Origin of the sequence: Streptomyces sp. 11-1-2, from assembly GCF_003595545.1 — a bacterium.
Classification (GTDB): domain Bacteria; phylum Actinomycetota; class Actinomycetes; order Streptomycetales; family Streptomycetaceae; genus Streptomyces; species Streptomyces hygroscopicus_B.
In genome coordinates, this window is sequence record NZ_CP022545.1 from 5,539,515 (window position 1) to 5,555,752 (window position 16,238).

The 16,238-nt window shown below is 70.4% G+C and carries 15 protein-coding genes and 1 pseudogene; 8 read left to right on the top strand and 8 right to left on the bottom strand.

The window, feature by feature from the left end; all coding sequences use genetic code 11:
• The first annotated feature begins 14 nt into the window (after window positions 1-14).
• The gene (locus CGL27_RS23230) at window positions 15-1,019 is read left to right on the top strand and encodes an ATP-binding protein (protein WP_119989751.1); all 1,005 of its coding nucleotides are present in this window, start codon (window positions 15-17) and stop codon (window positions 1,017-1,019) included.
• A 128-nt stretch (window positions 1,020-1,147) separates the two neighbouring features.
• On the opposite strand, the gene CGL27_RS23235 is transcribed toward CGL27_RS23230, so the two are convergent.
• On the bottom strand, window positions 1,148-2,416 hold the full coding sequence (locus CGL27_RS23235) for a hypothetical protein (protein WP_240450608.1): 1,269 nt from the start codon (window positions 2,414-2,416) through the stop codon (window positions 1,148-1,150).
• A 575-nt stretch (window positions 2,417-2,991) separates the two neighbouring features.
• On the opposite strand from CGL27_RS23235, the pseudogene CGL27_RS23240 reads away from it, so the two are divergent.
• The 6 genes and pseudogenes from CGL27_RS23240 to CGL27_RS52185 all read left to right on the top strand — a co-directional run.
• Window positions 2,992-3,912: pseudogene (locus CGL27_RS23240) on the top strand (carbonic anhydrase); the annotation flags it as partial.
• Window positions 3,913-4,026: 114 nt separating this feature from the next.
• Window positions 4,027-5,988, top strand: coding sequence for an acetate--CoA ligase (gene acs / locus CGL27_RS23245; protein ID WP_078647516.1), 1,962 nt, complete (start codon window positions 4,027-4,029; stop codon window positions 5,986-5,988).
• Window positions 5,989-6,241: 253 nt separating this feature from the next.
• On the top strand, window positions 6,242-7,633 hold the full coding sequence (gene nhaA / locus CGL27_RS23250; protein WP_119989754.1) for a Na+/H+ antiporter NhaA: 1,392 nt from the start codon (window positions 6,242-6,244) through the stop codon (window positions 7,631-7,633).
• A gap of 115 nt (window positions 7,634-7,748) precedes the next feature.
• On the top strand, window positions 7,749-8,210 hold the full coding sequence (locus CGL27_RS23255) for a phage holin family protein (protein ID WP_119989756.1): 462 nt from the start codon (window positions 7,749-7,751) through the stop codon (window positions 8,208-8,210).
• Window positions 8,207-9,133 carry an alpha/beta hydrolase gene (locus tag CGL27_RS23260; RefSeq protein WP_119989757.1) on the top strand — a complete coding sequence of 309 codons (927 nt, stop codon included), beginning with the start codon at window positions 8,207-8,209 and terminating at the stop codon, window positions 9,131-9,133. The genes CGL27_RS23255 and CGL27_RS23260 overlap by 4 nt, the downstream gene beginning before the upstream one ends.
• Window positions 9,134-9,276: 143 nt before the next feature.
• Window positions 9,277-9,480, top strand: coding sequence for a hypothetical protein (locus tag CGL27_RS52185; RefSeq protein WP_078642266.1), 204 nt, complete (start codon window positions 9,277-9,279; stop codon window positions 9,478-9,480).
• Between the two features lie 161 nt (window positions 9,481-9,641).
• Here CGL27_RS52185 and CGL27_RS23270 read toward each other — a convergent pair whose 3' ends face one another.
• Genes CGL27_RS23270 through nth form a run of 3 tightly spaced genes read right to left on the bottom strand, consistent with a single transcriptional unit; the run spans window position 9,642 to window position 12,406 of the window.
• Window positions 9,642-10,841 (bottom strand): MarP family serine protease, encoded by a 1,200-nt coding sequence (locus CGL27_RS23270; protein ID WP_078642267.1) that lies wholly within the window; start codon window positions 10,839-10,841, stop codon window positions 9,642-9,644.
• A gap of 12 nt (window positions 10,842-10,853) precedes the next feature.
• Complete coding sequence (locus CGL27_RS23275) at window positions 10,854-11,540, bottom strand: CoA pyrophosphatase (RefSeq protein ID WP_014061747.1); 687 nt, start codon at window positions 11,538-11,540, stop codon at window positions 10,854-10,856.
• A complete protein-coding gene (gene nth / locus CGL27_RS23280; protein ID WP_078642268.1) occupies window positions 11,537-12,406 on the bottom strand; it encodes an endonuclease III in 870 nt (289 codons plus the stop codon). Before nth ends, CGL27_RS23275 begins: the two co-directional genes overlap by 4 nt.
• Before the next feature lie 224 nt (window positions 12,407-12,630).
• On the opposite strand from nth, the gene CGL27_RS23285 reads away from it, so the two are divergent.
• Window positions 12,631-13,305 carry a Crp/Fnr family transcriptional regulator gene (locus CGL27_RS23285; protein ID WP_014061749.1) on the top strand — a complete coding sequence of 225 codons (675 nt, stop codon included), beginning with the start codon at window positions 12,631-12,633 and terminating at the stop codon, window positions 13,303-13,305.
• 170 nt (window positions 13,306-13,475) lie between these two features.
• Here CGL27_RS23285 and CGL27_RS23290 read toward each other — a convergent pair whose 3' ends face one another.
• The 4 genes from CGL27_RS23290 to CGL27_RS23305 all read right to left on the bottom strand — a co-directional run bounded on the left by CGL27_RS23290 (window position 13,476) and on the right by CGL27_RS23305 (window position 16,194).
• Window positions 13,476-14,306, bottom strand: a complete 831-nt coding sequence (locus CGL27_RS23290) for an MBL fold metallo-hydrolase (protein ID WP_119989759.1) — start codon at window positions 14,304-14,306, stop codon at window positions 13,476-13,478.
• Entirely contained in the window at window positions 14,303-15,370 is a 1,068-nt protein-coding gene (locus tag CGL27_RS23295) for an NUDIX hydrolase (protein ID WP_119989761.1), read from the bottom strand. The genes CGL27_RS23290 and CGL27_RS23295 overlap by 4 nt, the downstream gene beginning before the upstream one ends.
• 198 nt (window positions 15,371-15,568) lie before the next feature.
• The gene (locus CGL27_RS23300) at window positions 15,569-16,039 is read right to left on the bottom strand and encodes a RidA family protein (protein WP_119989763.1); all 471 of its coding nucleotides are present in this window, start codon (window positions 16,037-16,039) and stop codon (window positions 15,569-15,571) included.
• The gene (locus tag CGL27_RS23305) at window positions 16,039-16,194 is read right to left on the bottom strand and encodes a DUF4177 domain-containing protein (protein ID WP_014061753.1); all 156 of its coding nucleotides are present in this window, start codon (window positions 16,192-16,194) and stop codon (window positions 16,039-16,041) included. Before CGL27_RS23305 ends, CGL27_RS23300 begins: the two co-directional genes overlap by 1 nt.
• Window positions 16,195-16,238: the final 44 nt, after the last annotated feature.

Sequence of the window (16,238 nt, forward strand, 5' to 3'; positions counted from 1 at the left end):
TACGCTAGGTGAACATGAAGATCGCTTTCGTAGGCAAGGGTGGAAGCGGCAAGACCACGCTGTCGTCGCTGTTCATCCGCCATCTCGCCGCAGCCCACGCCCCTGTCGTCGCCGTCGACGCCGATATCAACCAGCATCTGGGCGTGGCGCTCGGACTCGACGAGGCGGAGGCCGCCGCACTGCCCGCCATGGGCGCCCACCTCCCGCTGATCAAGGACTACTTGCGCGGCACGAACCCCCGCATCGCCTCCACCGAGACCATGATCAAGACCACTCCGCCGGGCGAGGGGTCGCGGCTGCTGCGGATCGGCGAGGACAACCCCGTCTATCAGGCATGCGCCCGCACCGTGCGGCTCGACGACGGGGCGGTGCGGCTGATGGCGACCGGCCCCTTCACCGAATCCGATCTCGGCGTCGCCTGCTACCACTCCAAGGTCGGCGCGATCGAGCTGTGCCTGAACCATCTCGTCGACGGGCCCGGCGAGTTCATCGTCGTCGACATGACGGCGGGCAGCGACTCCTTCGCCTCCGGCCTCTTCACCCGCTTCGACATGACGTTCCTGGTGGCCGAGCCCACGCGTAAGGGCGTCTCCGTCTACCGCCAGTACAAGGAGTACGCCCGCGACTTCGATGTGGCGCTCCGGGTGGTCGGCAACAAGGCGCAGGGCCCGGACGACCTGGACTTCCTCCGCGCGGAGGTGGGCGATGACCTCCTGGTCACGTTCGGCCACTCCGACTGGGTCAGGGCGATGGAGAAGGGTCATGCGCCCCGGTTCGAGGAGCTTGAGGAGACGAACCGCGACGCGCTGCGGTCTCTGCGGGACGCGGTGGACGCCACGTACGAGCGGCGCGACTGGCAGCGGTACACCCGTCAGATGGTGCACTTCCACCTGAAGAACGCGCAGAGCTGGGGGAACGCGAAGACGGGTGCCGATCTGGCCGCCCAGGTCGACCCCGCCTTCGCGCTGCGGGAGTTCGCGCTGGAGGAGGGTTCGGCGACTACTCCCGCTCCCGCTTAGCCGTATGCGTGTGTCGCTCGGACGTCCGTTCATGCGCAGGTTCGCGGTCGGACGTCCGCCTGCGCTCGCCCGCGTGCTGATCCATGTGCTTCCCTTCCGAGGCGTGCTTCCCCTCCGAGGCGTATTTCTCAGGCACGCCCGGCCGCGGCCAGGTAGCTCTTCCAGCCGCCCGGCGGCCGCCTCCCGACGTCCAGCACTCGCATCTTCTCGAGGACGCGGGGGTTCTGCGCGTCCAGCCAGTCGGCCAGCTGCTTGAAGGAGACGCAGCGCACTCCCTTGCGCGGGCAGACTTCCTTGATGACGTCCTCCACGGCGCGCATATACGTTCCGCCGTTCCAGGACTCGAAGTGGTTGCCGATGAACAGTGGCGCCCGGTTGCCCTCGTACGCCCGGTCGAAGGCGGCGAGCAGGCCGTCGCGCATCGGACGGCCCCAGGTGGAGCGCTTGGGTCGCTTGCCCTCCTTCTTACGCGGCTTGTTGGCCAGGAAGTTGTAGTCCATGGAGAGCGTCTCGAACGAACGGCCCGGTACGGGGATCTGCTGCAGCGGGAAGTCCCAGATCCCGTGGATCTTGCTGGGCCAGATCTGCAGCCCGCCGGGCGAGCTCGCGTCGTAGCGCCATCCCAGCTTCGCGGCCGCCTGGATCAGGTTCTTCTGCCCTTCCAGACAGGGCGCACGGCCGCCGATGAGTTCCTTGCCGTAGTCGAAGGGGAGCGGTTTCTCTTGCTCCAGACCGGAGTTGGTCTTCCAGTTCTCGACGAACGACTCGGCCTGCTGGATCTCGCTGGTCCACTGCCGCGCCGACCAGGCGCCGACTCCGCGGTTGCGTCCGCAGAAGTGACCGTTGAAGTGGGTGCCGATCTCATTGCCGTCCAGCCAGGCGCCGCGGAGCTGCTCCACCGTGGCCTTAATGCCCTTGACGTCGTTGAAGCCGATGGACGAGGCGCCGCGCCGATGCCCGGGCGGATCGTAGAGGTACCGCTTCTCCGCGGGCAGCAGGTACACACCGCTGAGGAAGTACGTCATCGTCGCGCCGTACTTCCTGCCGACCGCACGGAAGTGGGAGAACAGCTTCTGTTTGTCCTGCCCGGCGCCGTCCCAGGAGAAGACGACGAACTGCGGTGGTCTCTCACCCGGTTCAAGCCGCTCGGCCTTCGGCTGATGGGGCTGCGGCCCGGTGTCGGAGGTCGACCCGTCGCCGATGAGCCGTACCGCCTTCGGGGCCTTGTCAGGGTGGTTCGGCACCCCAGGGCCCTTCTGCAGGCCGTCCCTGTCATGCCGCGGACCCGCGGTGCCGCCCGGTCCATGGGTCTGGGCGGAGTCTCCTGAGCAGCCGACCGGCATGGAGAGCGCCACCACCGTGGCCAGCAGTGCAGTGACGTTTCTTCTGGCCTTCATACCGCCACCTCGTCCCTCGTGTCGTGCTGTGTCCAGGAGATCCGGCCGGATGGGAGCCAACCTCGCACGGACTGAGGAAAAGGCAGAGGATGACAAGGCATTTTAAATGACTATTCACCCCATAGATGGAATAACAGCCCACTTCCCCCCAAAAAGACTTCCCAGTGACTTTACTCGGCATTACGATTCATTTACCAACGCTTGGGATTCAGTACCGCAGTACACCGTGACCCACGGCCGCGCCCCTATCCGCGACCGAAGCCCCGGAGGAGACGGGAATGTTGAAGCTCTTGGACCGGATCCACCGGATCTCCCGCCACAGACGCGGAGATCTCTCCACCTCGGCCACCCTCTTCCCGTTCGCCGCCCCTCTCCCCCTGGTCGTCGCCCTGGCCTCACTGGGCATCGCATGGGCTTGCGACGCCTCGCTCGGAACCGGGCTCACGGTCGCCGCCGCGGTCCTCGCGGTCACCCTCCTCACGGTCGCTCTGCTCACGGCGCTCCGCCGACCCTCGGGCTCCGGGCGGGCGGCGGCCGATGGACGGCCGGCTCGGCGGATCGCGGAGGCGGGCGGCGCCCGGGCCTGTCGGCCGTGGACGCCTTGGCGTGATCACCACTGCACCCGTCCCGCCTCGGCGACCGCGGGCGTCGACGGGCACGCAGGCGGTCAGTTGCTCGGCGGGGTGAGCGCGTTCCAGCGCCATACGGCACCGCTGGTCCGCGACGAGTTGGCCCGGCTGGCGCGGGAGGGGCAGCGACCCAGCCAGCTGTTCCTCACCTGCGCCGACTCCCGCCTGGTCACCAGCATGATCACCTCCAGTGGCCCCGGCGACCTGTTCACCGTGCGCAATGTCGGCAATCTGGTGCCACCATTGGGCGCCGATGGCTCCTGTGACTCGGTGGGCGCGGCGATCGATTATGCGGTGGAGGTGCTGAAGGTCAGCAGCATCACGGTGTGCGGGCACTCCGGATGCGGCGCGATGCATGCGCTGCTCGGCTCATCGGCGCCGACCCGAACGCCGTCCCAGCCCGGGGCCGGGGCGTCCGCAGGCGGGGGCACGACGCCGCTGGAGCGCTCGCCGCTTGAGCGCTGGCTGCGCCACGGCAGACCGGCGCTGGCACGGATGGAGCGGATCGGTCGACTGGGGCGCGGCGAGGTCGCCCTGTCGAGCCGGCCGATCGCCGACGATGTGGAGCGGCTGGCGCTGGTCAACGTGAGACAGCAACTCGACCATCTGATGGAGCACGCCTGTGTGGCACGGCGGGTGGCGGAGGGCGGGCTGGCGCTGCATGGAATGTATTTCCACGTGGCGGAGGCGCAGGCGTATGTCCTGGACACAGGCTCGGGGAGATTCCTACCCGTCCGTCCGGACCATGGCGTACCGATGCCCGCCTGTCTCGCAACGGCGGCCCCCACCCAGGCCGGAAGCGGCCGTTCCGGCGTCGCGGAGCGGGGAGGGGACCCCGTCCAGGGGGCCCTGGAGCTGGGGCGGTGACATAAACCATGACAGGTCTAAACCAATTTTCGGCGACAGCCCTTGTCAGGGTGTGCCGTTGGCTGATGAGCTATGGCCTGGGACACAACGGACACCCTGGGAATGGGAGATGTCGTGAGTAACGAGAGCCTGGCCAACCTTCTTCGGGAGGAGCGTCGCTTCGCGCCGCCCGCCAAGCTGACCGCGAACGCCAATGTCACGGCCGAGGCGTACGAGCGGGCGAAGGCGGACCGCCTGGGCTTCTGGGCCGAGCAGGCCCGTCGGCTGTCATGGGCGACCGCGCCGACCGAGACACTCGACTGGTCGAACCCGCCGTTCGCGAAGTGGTTCGCCGACGGCAAGCTCAATGTGGCGTACAACTGCGTCGACCGGCATGTCGAGAACGGTCTGGGCGACCGGGTGGCGCTCCACTTCGAGGGCGAGCCCGGCGACACCCGCTCCCTCACCTATGCCGAGCTGCAGCGGGAGGTCTCCCAAGCGGCCCACGCACTGACCGAGTTGGGGGTCCAGACGGGCGACCGGGTCGCCATCTACCTGCCGATGATCCCGGAGACCGTGGTCGCGATGCTGGCCTGCGCCCGTATCGGCGCTCCGCATTCGGTGGTCTTCGGCGGTTTCTCGGCCGACGCTCTCGCCACCCGTATCCAGGACGCCGACGCCCGCGTCATCATCACCTCGGACGGCGGCTACCGACGCGGCAAGGCTTCCGCGCTCAAGCCCGCCGTCGACGAGGCGCTCACCCGACCCGGCACCGAGAACGTGCGCAGTGTGCTGGTCGTCCGCCGCACCGGCCAGGAAGTGGACTGGCACGAGGGCCGCGACGTCTGGTGGCACGAGATCGTGGCGCGCCAGCCGGAGCAGCACACCCCCGAGGCGTTCGACGCCGAGCACCCGCTGTTCATCCTCTACACCTCGGGCACGACCGGAAAGCCCAAGGGCATCCTGCACACCTCCGGCGGCTACCTCACCCAGGTCTCGTACACCCACCACGCCGTCTTCGACCTCAAGCCGGAGACCGACGTCTTCTGGTGCACCGCGGACGTCGGCTGGGTCACCGGCCACTCGTACATCGTCTACGGCCCGCTCTCCAACGGCGCCACCGAGGTGCTCTACGAGGGCACCCCGGACACCCCGCACCAGGGCCGCTGGTGGGAGATCGTCCAGAAGTACGGGGTCACCCTCCTGTACACCGCCCCGACCGCGATCCGCGCCTGCATGAAGTGGGGCGACGACATCCCGGCCAAGTTCGACCTCTCCTCGCTGCGCATCCTCGGCTCCGTCGGCGAGCCCATCAACCCCGAGGCGTGGATCTGGTACCGCAAGCACATCGGCGCGGACACCACGCCCGTCGTCGACACCTGGTGGCAGACCGAGACCGGCGGCATCATGATCAGCCCGCTGCCGGGCGTCACCGCGACCAAGCCCGGTTCGGCCCAGGTCCCGCTGCCGGGCATCGCCGCCACCGTCGTGGACGACGAGGCCAATGAGGTGTCGAACGGCCATGGCGGCTATCTGGTGCTCACCGAGCCGTGGCCGTCCATGCTCCGCACCATCTGGGGCGATGACCAGCGCTACCTGGACACCTACTGGTCCCGCTTCGACAAGCGCTACTTCGCGGGCGACGGCGCCAAGAAGGACGACGATGGCGACATCTGGCTGCTCGGCCGGGTCGACGATGTGATGCTGGTGTCCGGCCACAACATCTCGACGACCGAGGTCGAATCGGCGCTCGTCTCGCACCCCAAGGTCGCCGAGGCAGCGGTCGTCGGCGCCACCGACCCGCAGACCACCCAGGCCATCTGCGCGTTCGTCATCCTGCGCGGCGGCGCGGCCGAGGACGATGGTCTGGTCGAGGAGTTGCGGGCGCATGTCGCCAAGCAGCTCGGCCCGATCGCCAAGCCCAAGCGGATCCTGCCGGTGGCCGAGCTGCCCAAGACCCGCTCCGGCAAGATCATGCGCCGTCTGCTGCGCGATGTCGCCGAGAACCGCGCGCTGGGCGATGTCACCACGCTCACCGACTCCTCCGTCATGGATCTGATCCAGAGCAAGCTGCCCTCGGCACCCAGCGAGGACTGATCCGACCCACCCCAAGGTCGGCACACCAAAAGCGCCACAAGCACTACAGGCACCACATCGGCACCACAAGCGCAGCATGAGCACCACATGAGCGAGGGGCGCTCCCGCCGGGCGGGGGCGCCCCTCGCCGTGATTGCCGCAGGTGGCTGTCGCATAAAAATTACGACAAGATGAGGGGCAGGAGCGCCGGGAAGTCTGGTCGGCATACGCCACACGTGTATCCGCACCACCGACCTACCCAGGAGGCCCGCCTGTGGCCGCGCCCACCAGCCGCAAGTTCCTCGGACGCCTGTCGCTGCCCGAGCGGACGTTCGTCACCGACGCGCTGCGCACCGAGACCGTCGGCGGTGTGATCCTCCTCGTGGCCGCCATCGTGGCGCTGATCCTCGCCAACACCCCGCTCAGCGGCATCTACGGCGACATCAAGGACTTCTCCTTCGGCCCCCGGGGGCTGCATCTGCACCTCTCGGTCGCCTCCTGGGCCACCGACGGCCTGCTCACGATCTTCTTCTTCGTCGCCGGTATCGAGCTCAAGCGCGAGCTGGTCGCAGGCGAGCTGCGCGACCCCAAGGCGGCCGCGCTGCCCGTGATCGCCGCCGTCTGCGGCATGGCCGTACCCGCGCTCGTCTATGTCGCCGTCAGCGCGAGCGGCGACGGCGGCCTCAGGGGCTGGGCCGTGCCGACGGCCACCGATATCGCCTTCGCGCTCGCCGTCCTCGCCGTGCTCGGCACCGCCCTGCCCGCCGCGCTGCGCGCCTTCCTGCTCACCCTCGCGGTCGTCGACGACCTCGGCGCCATTCTGATCATCGCGATCTTCTTCACCCAGCACATCAACTTCATCGCCCTGGGCCTGTCCGTCGCCGCGCTCGTCCTCGTCTGGCTGCTGCACCGCAAGGGCGTCCGGACGGCCTGGATCCATCTCCCGCTCGCCGTGGTGGTCTGGGCGCTGATGCATGCCAGCGGTGTGCATGCCACCATCGCGGGCGTCGCGATGGGCCTGATGCTGCGCTGCACCGTACGGGAGGGCGAGGAGCGCTCCCCCGCCGAGCGCGTCGAGCACCGGCTGCGCCCTGTGTCGGCGGGCGTGGCGGTGCCGCTGTTCGCCCTGTTCGCGGCCGGGGTGCCGCTCTCCGGCGGCGCCGTGGCGGATGTCTTCACCCGCCCGGAGACCCTCGGCGTGGTCCTCGGCCTCGTCGTGGGCAAGGCCGTCGGCGTCTTCGGCGGCTCCTGGTGCGCCGCCCGCTTCACCAGGGCCGAGCTGAACGAGGATCTGGCCTGGGCCGATGTCTTCGCCGTGGCCGCCCTCGCCGGAATCGGCTTCACCGTCTCCCTCCTCATCGGCGAACTCGCCTTCCCCACCGATCCCACGCTCGCCGGGGAGGTCAAGGCGGCGGTCCTCATCGGCTCGCTGAGCGCCGCCCTGTTCGCCGGCGTCCTCCTCAAGCTGCGCAACACCAGGTACCAGCGGCTGTGTCAGGAGGAGGAGCGGGACGAGGACATGGACGGCATCCCGGACGTCTATGAGCTGGACAGCCCCGACTACCACCTGCGGATGGCCGCCATTCACGAGGCAAAGGCCGCCGAGCACCGGCGGCTTGCCGAAGTGGCCGCCGCGAACGACTCCGGCGACGATGGTCCGGCATGATCTGAGAGGCTTGACGCCCGCAGAAATGCGCAGAAGACGTAGCAAGCACAGACGACGTACCAAGCGCGGACGGCGCAGCACGAGCGAAGACGCACAAGAGCAGAGGGAGATGGCGATGAGTGCAGCCGACGACGGCGGCAACCGCAGCCTCGGCCAGCTGGTGGCGACGGCGACCACCGAGCTGTCGGCGCTGATGCACGACGAGATCGCGCTGGCCAAGGCCGAGCTCCGGGTGGGAGCCAAGAAAGCCGCGGTCGGCAGCGGCGCGGGGATGGCGGCCGGGGTGCTGCTGCTGTTCTCGCTGCCGGTGCTGAGCTTCGCCCTCGCCTATGGCATGCGCGCCTGGACCGGTCTCGGCCTCGCCTGGTGCTTTCTGATCGTGGGCGGTATCTACTGGCTGTTCGCCGGGATCCTGGGGCTGCTGGCGCTGTTGAAGTTCAAGAAGGTCAAGGCGCCGAAGCGGTCGATCGCCTCGTCCAAGGAGAGCGCCGCCGTACTGGGGAGCGTCAAGCCGCATCCGCGTGCCGAGAGCAATGGCGGTCGCTCCGTGCGGGATGTGACACGCTCGTCGGCATGACCGTCCCTGATACCTCCGCGTCGGTCGTACGGCTCGACGGCCCCTGGACCCACCGGGATGTCGCGGCCAACGGCGCGCGCTTCCACATCGCCGAGCTGGGTGACGGCCCGCTGGTGCTGCTGCTGCACGGCTTTCCGCAGTTCTGGTGGACCTGGCGGCACCAGCTGCCCGCGCTCGCCGACGCCGGCTACCGCGCGGTCGCGATGGATCTGCGCGGGGTGGGCGGCAGCGACCGTACGCCCCGGGGCTATGACCCGGCCAACCTCGCCCTCGACATCACCGGTGTGATCCGCTCGCTGGGTGAGCCGGACGCCGCGCTCGTCGGCCATGACCTGGGCGGATACCTGGCGTGGACGGCCGCGGTGATGCGGCCGAAGCTGGTGCGGCGGCTCGTGGTGGCCTCGATGCCGCATCCCCGCCGCTGGCGCTCGGCGATGCTGGCGGACGTCAAGCAGAGCGCGGCCAGCTCCCATGTGTGGGGCTTCCAGCGGCCCTGGCTGCCCGAGCGCCAGCTGGTCGCGGACGACGCGGCGGCCGTGGGGCGGCTGATCCGGGAGTGGTCCGGGCCGCGACTGCCCGAGGACGAGGCCGTGGAGGTCTACCGGCGGGCGATGCGCATCCCCTCGACCGCGCACTGCTCGATCGAGCCGTACCGCTGGATGGTGCGGTCGCTGGCACGGCCGGACGGTTTCCAGTTCAACCGGCGAATGAAGCGGCCGGTACAGGTCCCGACCCTGCATCTGCACGGGTCACTCGACCCGGTGATGCGGACCCGCAGCGCGGCGGGCTCCGGGGAGTATGTCGAGGCCCCCTACCGCTGGCGGCTCTTCGACGGGCTCGGCCACTTCCCGCACGAGGAGGACCCACGGGCCTTCACCTCCGAGCTGATCGACTGGCTGAAGGACCCCGAACCCGACCGCTGAGCGGCGTCGGCCGTGCGCATTCCGACCGCGTCACGACGGGCGGGCGAACATCTGTTTTTCGAACGGCCAATTGCCTGGAGCATAGGCCAATTGCCGCAGCCACCGGCGATTACGGACCTTGGGTCAGGGGCAGACACCGAGGTATGGGCTGGACTCACGACTACCGTGACGCACCAAACAGCCGCGGCCCCCAGGCCGCCGCTACTGCCAATGCCGCGCTGAGTGTTTCCGAGCGGGGCGGCTCCGGGCCTACCCAAGGCCATGACCCGAACCTCGGGATTCCCCGCATCATCCGCCGCCGGGCCCGGTGGGTCTCGGCGCGGTTGCGCCATCCACGCAGCCGCTAGCAGTACCTCCGGCGCGGCCCGGGACCCCGGCGACACCGGAAACCCCTGGTAGCACGCTCGGCATCACCGGCATCACCCCGCTTTGGAGGGCCTCTCCGCTCTGGAGGGCCACACTCCGCCGGGCGCGTCCGCTCCGGAGGGCATATCCCTCGGCCACCGCGCTAGAGGGCACACCCCTGGCTGTCCACCGGCTGGTCGGCCGTACGCCCCTTCTCGATGTCCTGGCTCACCTCGTCCGCCGTCAGCGCGTACCCGGTGTTCGCATCGTCGAGGGACTTGGCGAAGACCACGCCGTACACCCGCCCCTGCGGGGTGAGCAGCGGACCGCCGGAGTTGCCCTGCCGCACCGTCGCGTACAGCGAGTACACATCGCGCTGCACGGTGGAGCGGCGGTAGATGTCGGGGCCGTTGGCCTCGATACGGCCGCGGACCCGGGCGGCGCGCACATCGAAGGCGCCGTTCTCCGGGAAGCCGGCGACGATCGCGCCATCACCGGAGCGCGCGTCGTCCTGGGCGAACTGGAGCGCCGGGGCCTGCAGCGAGGGCACATCGAGGACCGCGATATCGCGCTTCCAGTCGTAGAGCACGACCTTGGCGTCGTACAGCCGGCCCTCGCCGCCTATCTGTACGGTCGGGTCGCTGACGCCGCCGACGACATGGGCGTTGGTCATGACCCGGTTCGGTGCGAAGACGAAGCCGCTGCCCTCGAGGACCTTGCCGCAGCTGGGGGCGGTGCCGACGACCTTGACGATGCTCTCCTGCGCCCGCGTGGCCACCGGGGACTGGGCGAGCGCCGGGTCGGGCTGCGGCACCGAGGTGATCGGCTCGTTGGCGAAGGGCGAGAAGACCTGCGGGAAGCCGTTCTGCGCGAGCACGGACGAGAAGTCGGTGAACCACGTGTTCGCCTCGTCCGGAACGACGCGGGAGACCCCGAGCAGCACCTTGGAGTCACGGACCTCCCGGCCCAGGGTGGGGAGCGAGGTCTGGGCCACCAGGGAGCCGATCAGCCAGGCCACCAGCAGCATGGCCAGGACGTTCACCAGCGCGCCGCCGGTCGCGTCCAGGGCGCGCGCCGGTGACCAGGTGATGTACCGCCGCAGCTTGTTCCCCAGGTGAGTGGTGGCGGCCTGGCCGACCGAGGCACACACGATCACCAGGACGATCGCCACCACGGCACCGACGGTGCCGGGGGATGTCTTGTCGGTCGTGCCGTCCCATATGAGCGGCAGCAGATAGACCGCGATCAGCCCACCCCCGATGAACCCCGTCACCGACAGCACGCCGACGACGAAGCCCTGGCGATAGCCGACGACCGCGAACCATACGGCGGCGAGCAGCAGCAGGATGTCCAGCACATTCACCGGAACACCGTCTCACGCGCGCCAGTCGAGTGAGACGTGCTTGGCGCGGTCCCACGGTCGCTCCCACCCCGCGAAATGCAGGATGCGATCGATCACTCCGGCGGTGAAGCCCCAGACCAGAGCGGATCCCACCAGGAAGGCGGGCCCCCGGTGGCCGCTGGGGTGGACGGTCGTGGCCCGGTTCGCCGGGTCCGTGAGATCCGCCACGGGAACCGTGAACACCCGGGCGGTCTCGGCCGGGTCCACGGCCCCGACCGGGCTGGGCCGGCGCCACCAGCCGAGCACCGGCGTGACGACGAAACCGCTCACCGGGATATAGAGCCGCGGCAGCACCGCGAAGACCTGCACCCCCGAGGGGTCGAGCCCCGTCTCCTCCTCGGCCTCGCGCAGCGCCGCGCGCAGCGGGCCCTCCTCGTCCGGATCCCCGTCCTCCGGGTCGAGGGCGCCGCCGGGGAAGGAGGGCTGGCCGGCGTGCGAGCGCAGCGAGCCGGAGCGCTCCATGAGGAGCAGCTCCGGGCCGTCGGCACCCTCGCCGAAGAGCACCAGCACGGCGGAGGGGCGACCGCCGCCCTGCGGGGGCGGCAGGAAGCGGCTCAGCTGACGCGGCTCGATCGTCTCGGCCAGCCGCGCCACCGGCAGCAGCCATTCGGGCAGCCCATGGGCGCTGACCTCCACGTCCCCGCCGTACGTGCTCGTCACTCGGCGGCTCCCAGGGGGGCGGCGGGACGGCCAGGGTAGTCGGACGGCGGGCGCAGACGCTGGCCCGGCTGGCCGCCCATCTCGTACTTCAGCAGCTTCTTCGCCTTGTCCGGGTCGGTCTCGCCCTCCCCGTACGCCGGGCAGAGCGGGGCGATCGGGCAGGCGCCGCACGCGGGCTTGCGGGCGTGGCAGACGCGGCGGCCGTGGAAGATGATGCGGTGCGAGAGCATCGTCCACTCGCTCTTGGGGAAGAGCGCGGCGATCTCCGCCTCGACCTTCTCGGGGTCCTCCTGGGCGGTCCACTTCCAGCGCCGCACCAGCCGCCCGAAGTGGGTGTCCACGGTCAGGCCCGGCACCCCGAAGGCATTGCCGAGCACCACATTGGCCGTCTTACGGCCGACACCGGGCAGGGTGACCAGATCCTCGAGCCGCCCCGGGACCTCGCCGCCGAAGCGGTCGCGGAGGGCGGCGGACAGGCCCAGCAGCGATTTGGCCTTGGCGCGGAAGAAGCCGGTCGGCCGGATCAGCTGCTCCAGGGCCTCCGGGTCGGCCGCCGCCATGTCCTCGGGCGCCGGATAGGCGGCGAAGAGCGCGGGGGTGGTCTGGTTGACCCGCAGATCGGTGGTCTGGGCGGACAGGACCGTGGCCACCAGCAGCTGGAAGGGGCTCTCGAAGTCCAGCTCGGGATGGGCGTACGGATACACCTCGGCGAGCTCGCGATTGATGCGCCGGGCACGGCGGACGAGGGCGAGCCGGGACTCGGGGCGGGCGCCCTTCGAGCCCTTGACCGATTTATTCGGCTTCGCGGCTTCTGCCGACTCAGCGGACTCTTGTTCGCCCACAGCGGAATTACGAGGTGCGGTCACCCGTCCGGCCCCCTTGACCTGTGCTCTCACCGGCGTATTGGACACCCGGCCAGCCTAAGCCCACCCACTGACATCCGCCCCGGCCACCGCGAAGAGGTTCCCAATCGGACCCCTGCCGCACAGCTCGGGAGGCCAGTGCGTCAAACTTGTGACTGATCGCACTGTTTTACCGTCCGGCATCATGGGGACGTCGGTCCCCTGTGCATGTCGACAAGGAGAGACTCGTGGACGACGTTCTGCGGCGCGCCCCGCTCTTCGCGGCGCTCGATGACGAGCAGGCCGCTGAGCTGCGCGCCTCCATGGGAGAGGTCACCCTCGCGCGGGGTGACGCGCTCTTCCACGAAGGGGACCCCGGCGATCGCCTGTACGTGGTCACCGAGGGCAAGGTGAAGCTCCACCGCACCTCTCCCGACGGCCGCGAGAACATGCTCGCCGTGCTCGGTCCCGGCGAGCTGATCGGCGAACTGTCGCTTTTCGACCCCGGCCCGCGTACCGCCACCGCCACCGCCCTCACCGAGGTCAAGCTGCTCGGCCTCGGCCACGGCGATCTGCAGCCGTGGCTGAACGCCCGGCCCGAGGTCGCCTCCGCGCTGCTGCGCGCGGTCGCCCGGCGCCTGCGCAAGACCAACGACCAGATGTCCGACCTGGTCTTCTCCGACGTCCCCGGTCGGGTCGCCAGGGCCCTGCTGGACCTGTCGCGCCGCTTCGGCGTGCAGTCGGAGGAGGGCATCCACGTCGTCCACGACCTGACCCAGGAGGAGCTGGCCCAGCTGGTCGGCGCCTCCCGCGAGACCGTCAACAAGGCGCTCGCCGACTTCGCGGGCCGCGGCTGGCTGCGGCTGGAGGCGCGCGCGGTGATCCTGCTGGACGTCGAGCGGCTGGCCAAGCGCTCCCGCTGACGCCGGACGGAACCGCCGGACGGAACGGATACGCGAAAACGGAACGTAAGGGCCCCGCCGGGATTCCGGCGGGGCCCTTACGACGCTCCTGAGCGGGCGGACCACAGGCTGTGGAGCCAGAGGCCGCGGACCCACCGGCCGCGGACCCGCGAGCTCCAGGAAGACCGGCCTCAGATCAGCCCGTGCTCGCGCAGATAGTCCAGCTGGGCCCGTACCGACAGCTCCGCCGCCGGCCACAGGGACCGGTCCACGTCCGCGTACACATGCGCCACGACCTCCGAGGGCGTCCGGTGGCCGTCCTCGACGGCCGTCTCCACCTGCGCGAGCCGGTTGGCGCGATGCGCGAGGTAGTACTCCACGACGCCCCGGGCGTCGTTCAGCACCGGCCCGTGGCCCGGCAGGACGGTGTCCACCCCGTCGTCCACCGTCAGCGAGCGCAGCCGCCGCAGCGAGTCCAGATAGTCGCCGAGCCGCCCGTCCGGATGCGCGACGACGGTCGTGCCCCGCCCGAGCACCGTGTCGCCCGTAAGGACCGCGCCATCGGCCGGAAGGTGGAAGGACAGCGAGTCGGCGGTGTGGCCGGGCGTGGGCACCACCCGTAGCTCCAGACCGCCGGTGGTTATGACGTCCCCCAGCCCCAGCCCCTCGTCCCCCAGCCGCAGCGCCGGATCCAGGGCCCGTACGGACGTCCGCGTCAGCTCGGCGAAGCGCGCCGCGCCCTCCGCGTGGTCCGGGTGGCCATGGGTGAGCAGGGTCAGCGCGACCCGTCTGCCCGCCCGCTCGGCGGTCGCGATGACGTCCTTGAGGTGCGCGTCGTCGAGCGGCCCGGGGTCGATGACGACGGCGAGGTCGGAATCCGGCTCGGCGACGATCCAGGTGTTGGTGCCGTCCAGCGTCATGGGCGAGGCGTTCGGCGCCAGGACGCAGAAGCCCCGGTCGGTGGCCGGGCCGCCGATGGTGCCCCCACGCGGCTGGCCGGGCAGAGCGGATGCGTACGTCATGCGGAGGGTCCCCCCGTGGCTCCCGGGATGTGCTTGGTGAACTCATCATGACCCGGCCAGCTCAACACCAGTTCCCCGTTTTCCACCCGCGCCTGGGCCAGGACCGGCGTCAGATCCCGGTCCGCCGCCGCGGCCAGTGCGTCGGCGACCGAGCCGTGGGCCGCGAGCTGGCGCAGCGTCGCGATCGTGGGCGGCATCATCAGCAGCTCGCCCCGGTCGTAGCCGTCGGCCGCGTCGCCCGGGCGGATCCACACGGTCCGGTCCGCCTCCGTGGAGGCATTACGGGTGCGCTGCCCCCGCGGCAGCGCAGCCACGAAGAACCAGGTGTCGTAGCGGCGCGGTTCGAACTCCGGGGTGATCCAGCGCGCCCAGCAGCCCAGCAGATCCGAGCGGAGCACCAGCCCCCGGCGGTCCAGGAACTCCGCGAACGACAGATCCCGGGCGACCAGCGCCGCGCGGTCCGCCTCCCAGTCGTCCCCCGTCGTGTCCGCGACCACGGTGTGCGGCGTCGGGCCCGCGAGCAGGACCCCCGCCTCCTCGAAGGTCTCGCGGACCGCCGCGCACACGATGGCCTGAGCCTGCGTCGCCTCGCTCGGGTCCAGGCCCAGCCGCCGCGCCCACTGCGCCCGCGAGGGGCCGGCCCAGGTGACCATCCGCTCGTCGCGCGGGTCCACGGAACCGCCCGGATAGGCGTACGCGCCTCCGGCGAAGGCCATGGAGGCGCGTCTGCGCAGCATGTAGACGGCGAGCCCGTCGGCCGCTCCCGCCGCGTTCCGCAGGCCCTCTGGGGGCGTTTCAGGGCCTTCCGGGGCCTCCGCGGGCTCCGGCACCGTGTCGAGCCTCTCCGGTGCGCCGAGCTCGTCCGGTGAGTGCTCCCCGTCCCCGTTTCGGGCGTCCCGTGCGTCCTGTGGTGTGTCCTGCCCGTCCGTTCCGTCCGGTCCGTCCCGCAGCAGCAGCACGGTGGCGGCCCGGCGCGGTGTCACCGGTGTGAGCTCACCCGCCGACAAGAGGCGGATCCGCTCTGGCCACTCGGGTGGATACCACTGGCCATTCGTAGTGGACATGGCCGGATGCTATGCGCTTACGGGCTGATGTTCGAGTGGCACCGGCGGCGCCACGCCGGGGCCGGCCCGCGTACCGGCGGTCACACCGGTACGCGCCCACCGGCCCACCGGCACGGCCCACCCACGGGTCCGGCTCCCCAGTCCGCGACTTCGAGGCCCGTCAGTTCGAGGCCCGTCAGTCCGCGACCTCGACGCTCGCTAGTCGGCGACCTCGACCTGGATCTCGACCTCGACCGGCGCGTCCAGCGGCAGCACCGCCACGCCCACCGCGCTGCGCGCGTGCACGCCCGCGTCGCCCAGGACCTCGCCCAGCAGCTCGCTCGCACCGTTGACGACACCCGGCTGGCCGGTGAAGTCCGATGCCGAGGCGACGAAACCGACGACCTTCACGACACGCACGACGCGGTCGAGGTCACCGACGACCGACTTCACGGCGGCCAGGGCGTTCAGCGCACAGGTGCGCGCCAGCTCCTTGGCCTCCTCCGGGGTCACCTCCGCGCCGACCTTGCCGGTCACGCCCAGCTTCCCCTCGACCAGCGGCAGCTGGCCCGAGGTGTAGACGTACGGACCGGTGCGCAGCGCGGGCACATAGGAGGCCAGGGGCGCCGCGACCTCGGGCAGCGTCAGGCCGAGCCCGGCGAGCCTGCCCTCGACCGTGCCGCCGGCCATCAGCCCTTCTCCCGCTTCAGGTAGGCCACCAGCTGCTCGGAGTTCGGCCCGGGGACGACCTGGACCAGCTCCCAGCCGTCCTCGCCCCAGGTGTCCAGAATCTGCTTCGTGGCGTGTACGAGCAGCGGTACGGTCGCATATTCCCACTTGGTCATGGGGCCGACTGTAATGCCTCTCCGCCGGGCCCTGGTGCGTAGGG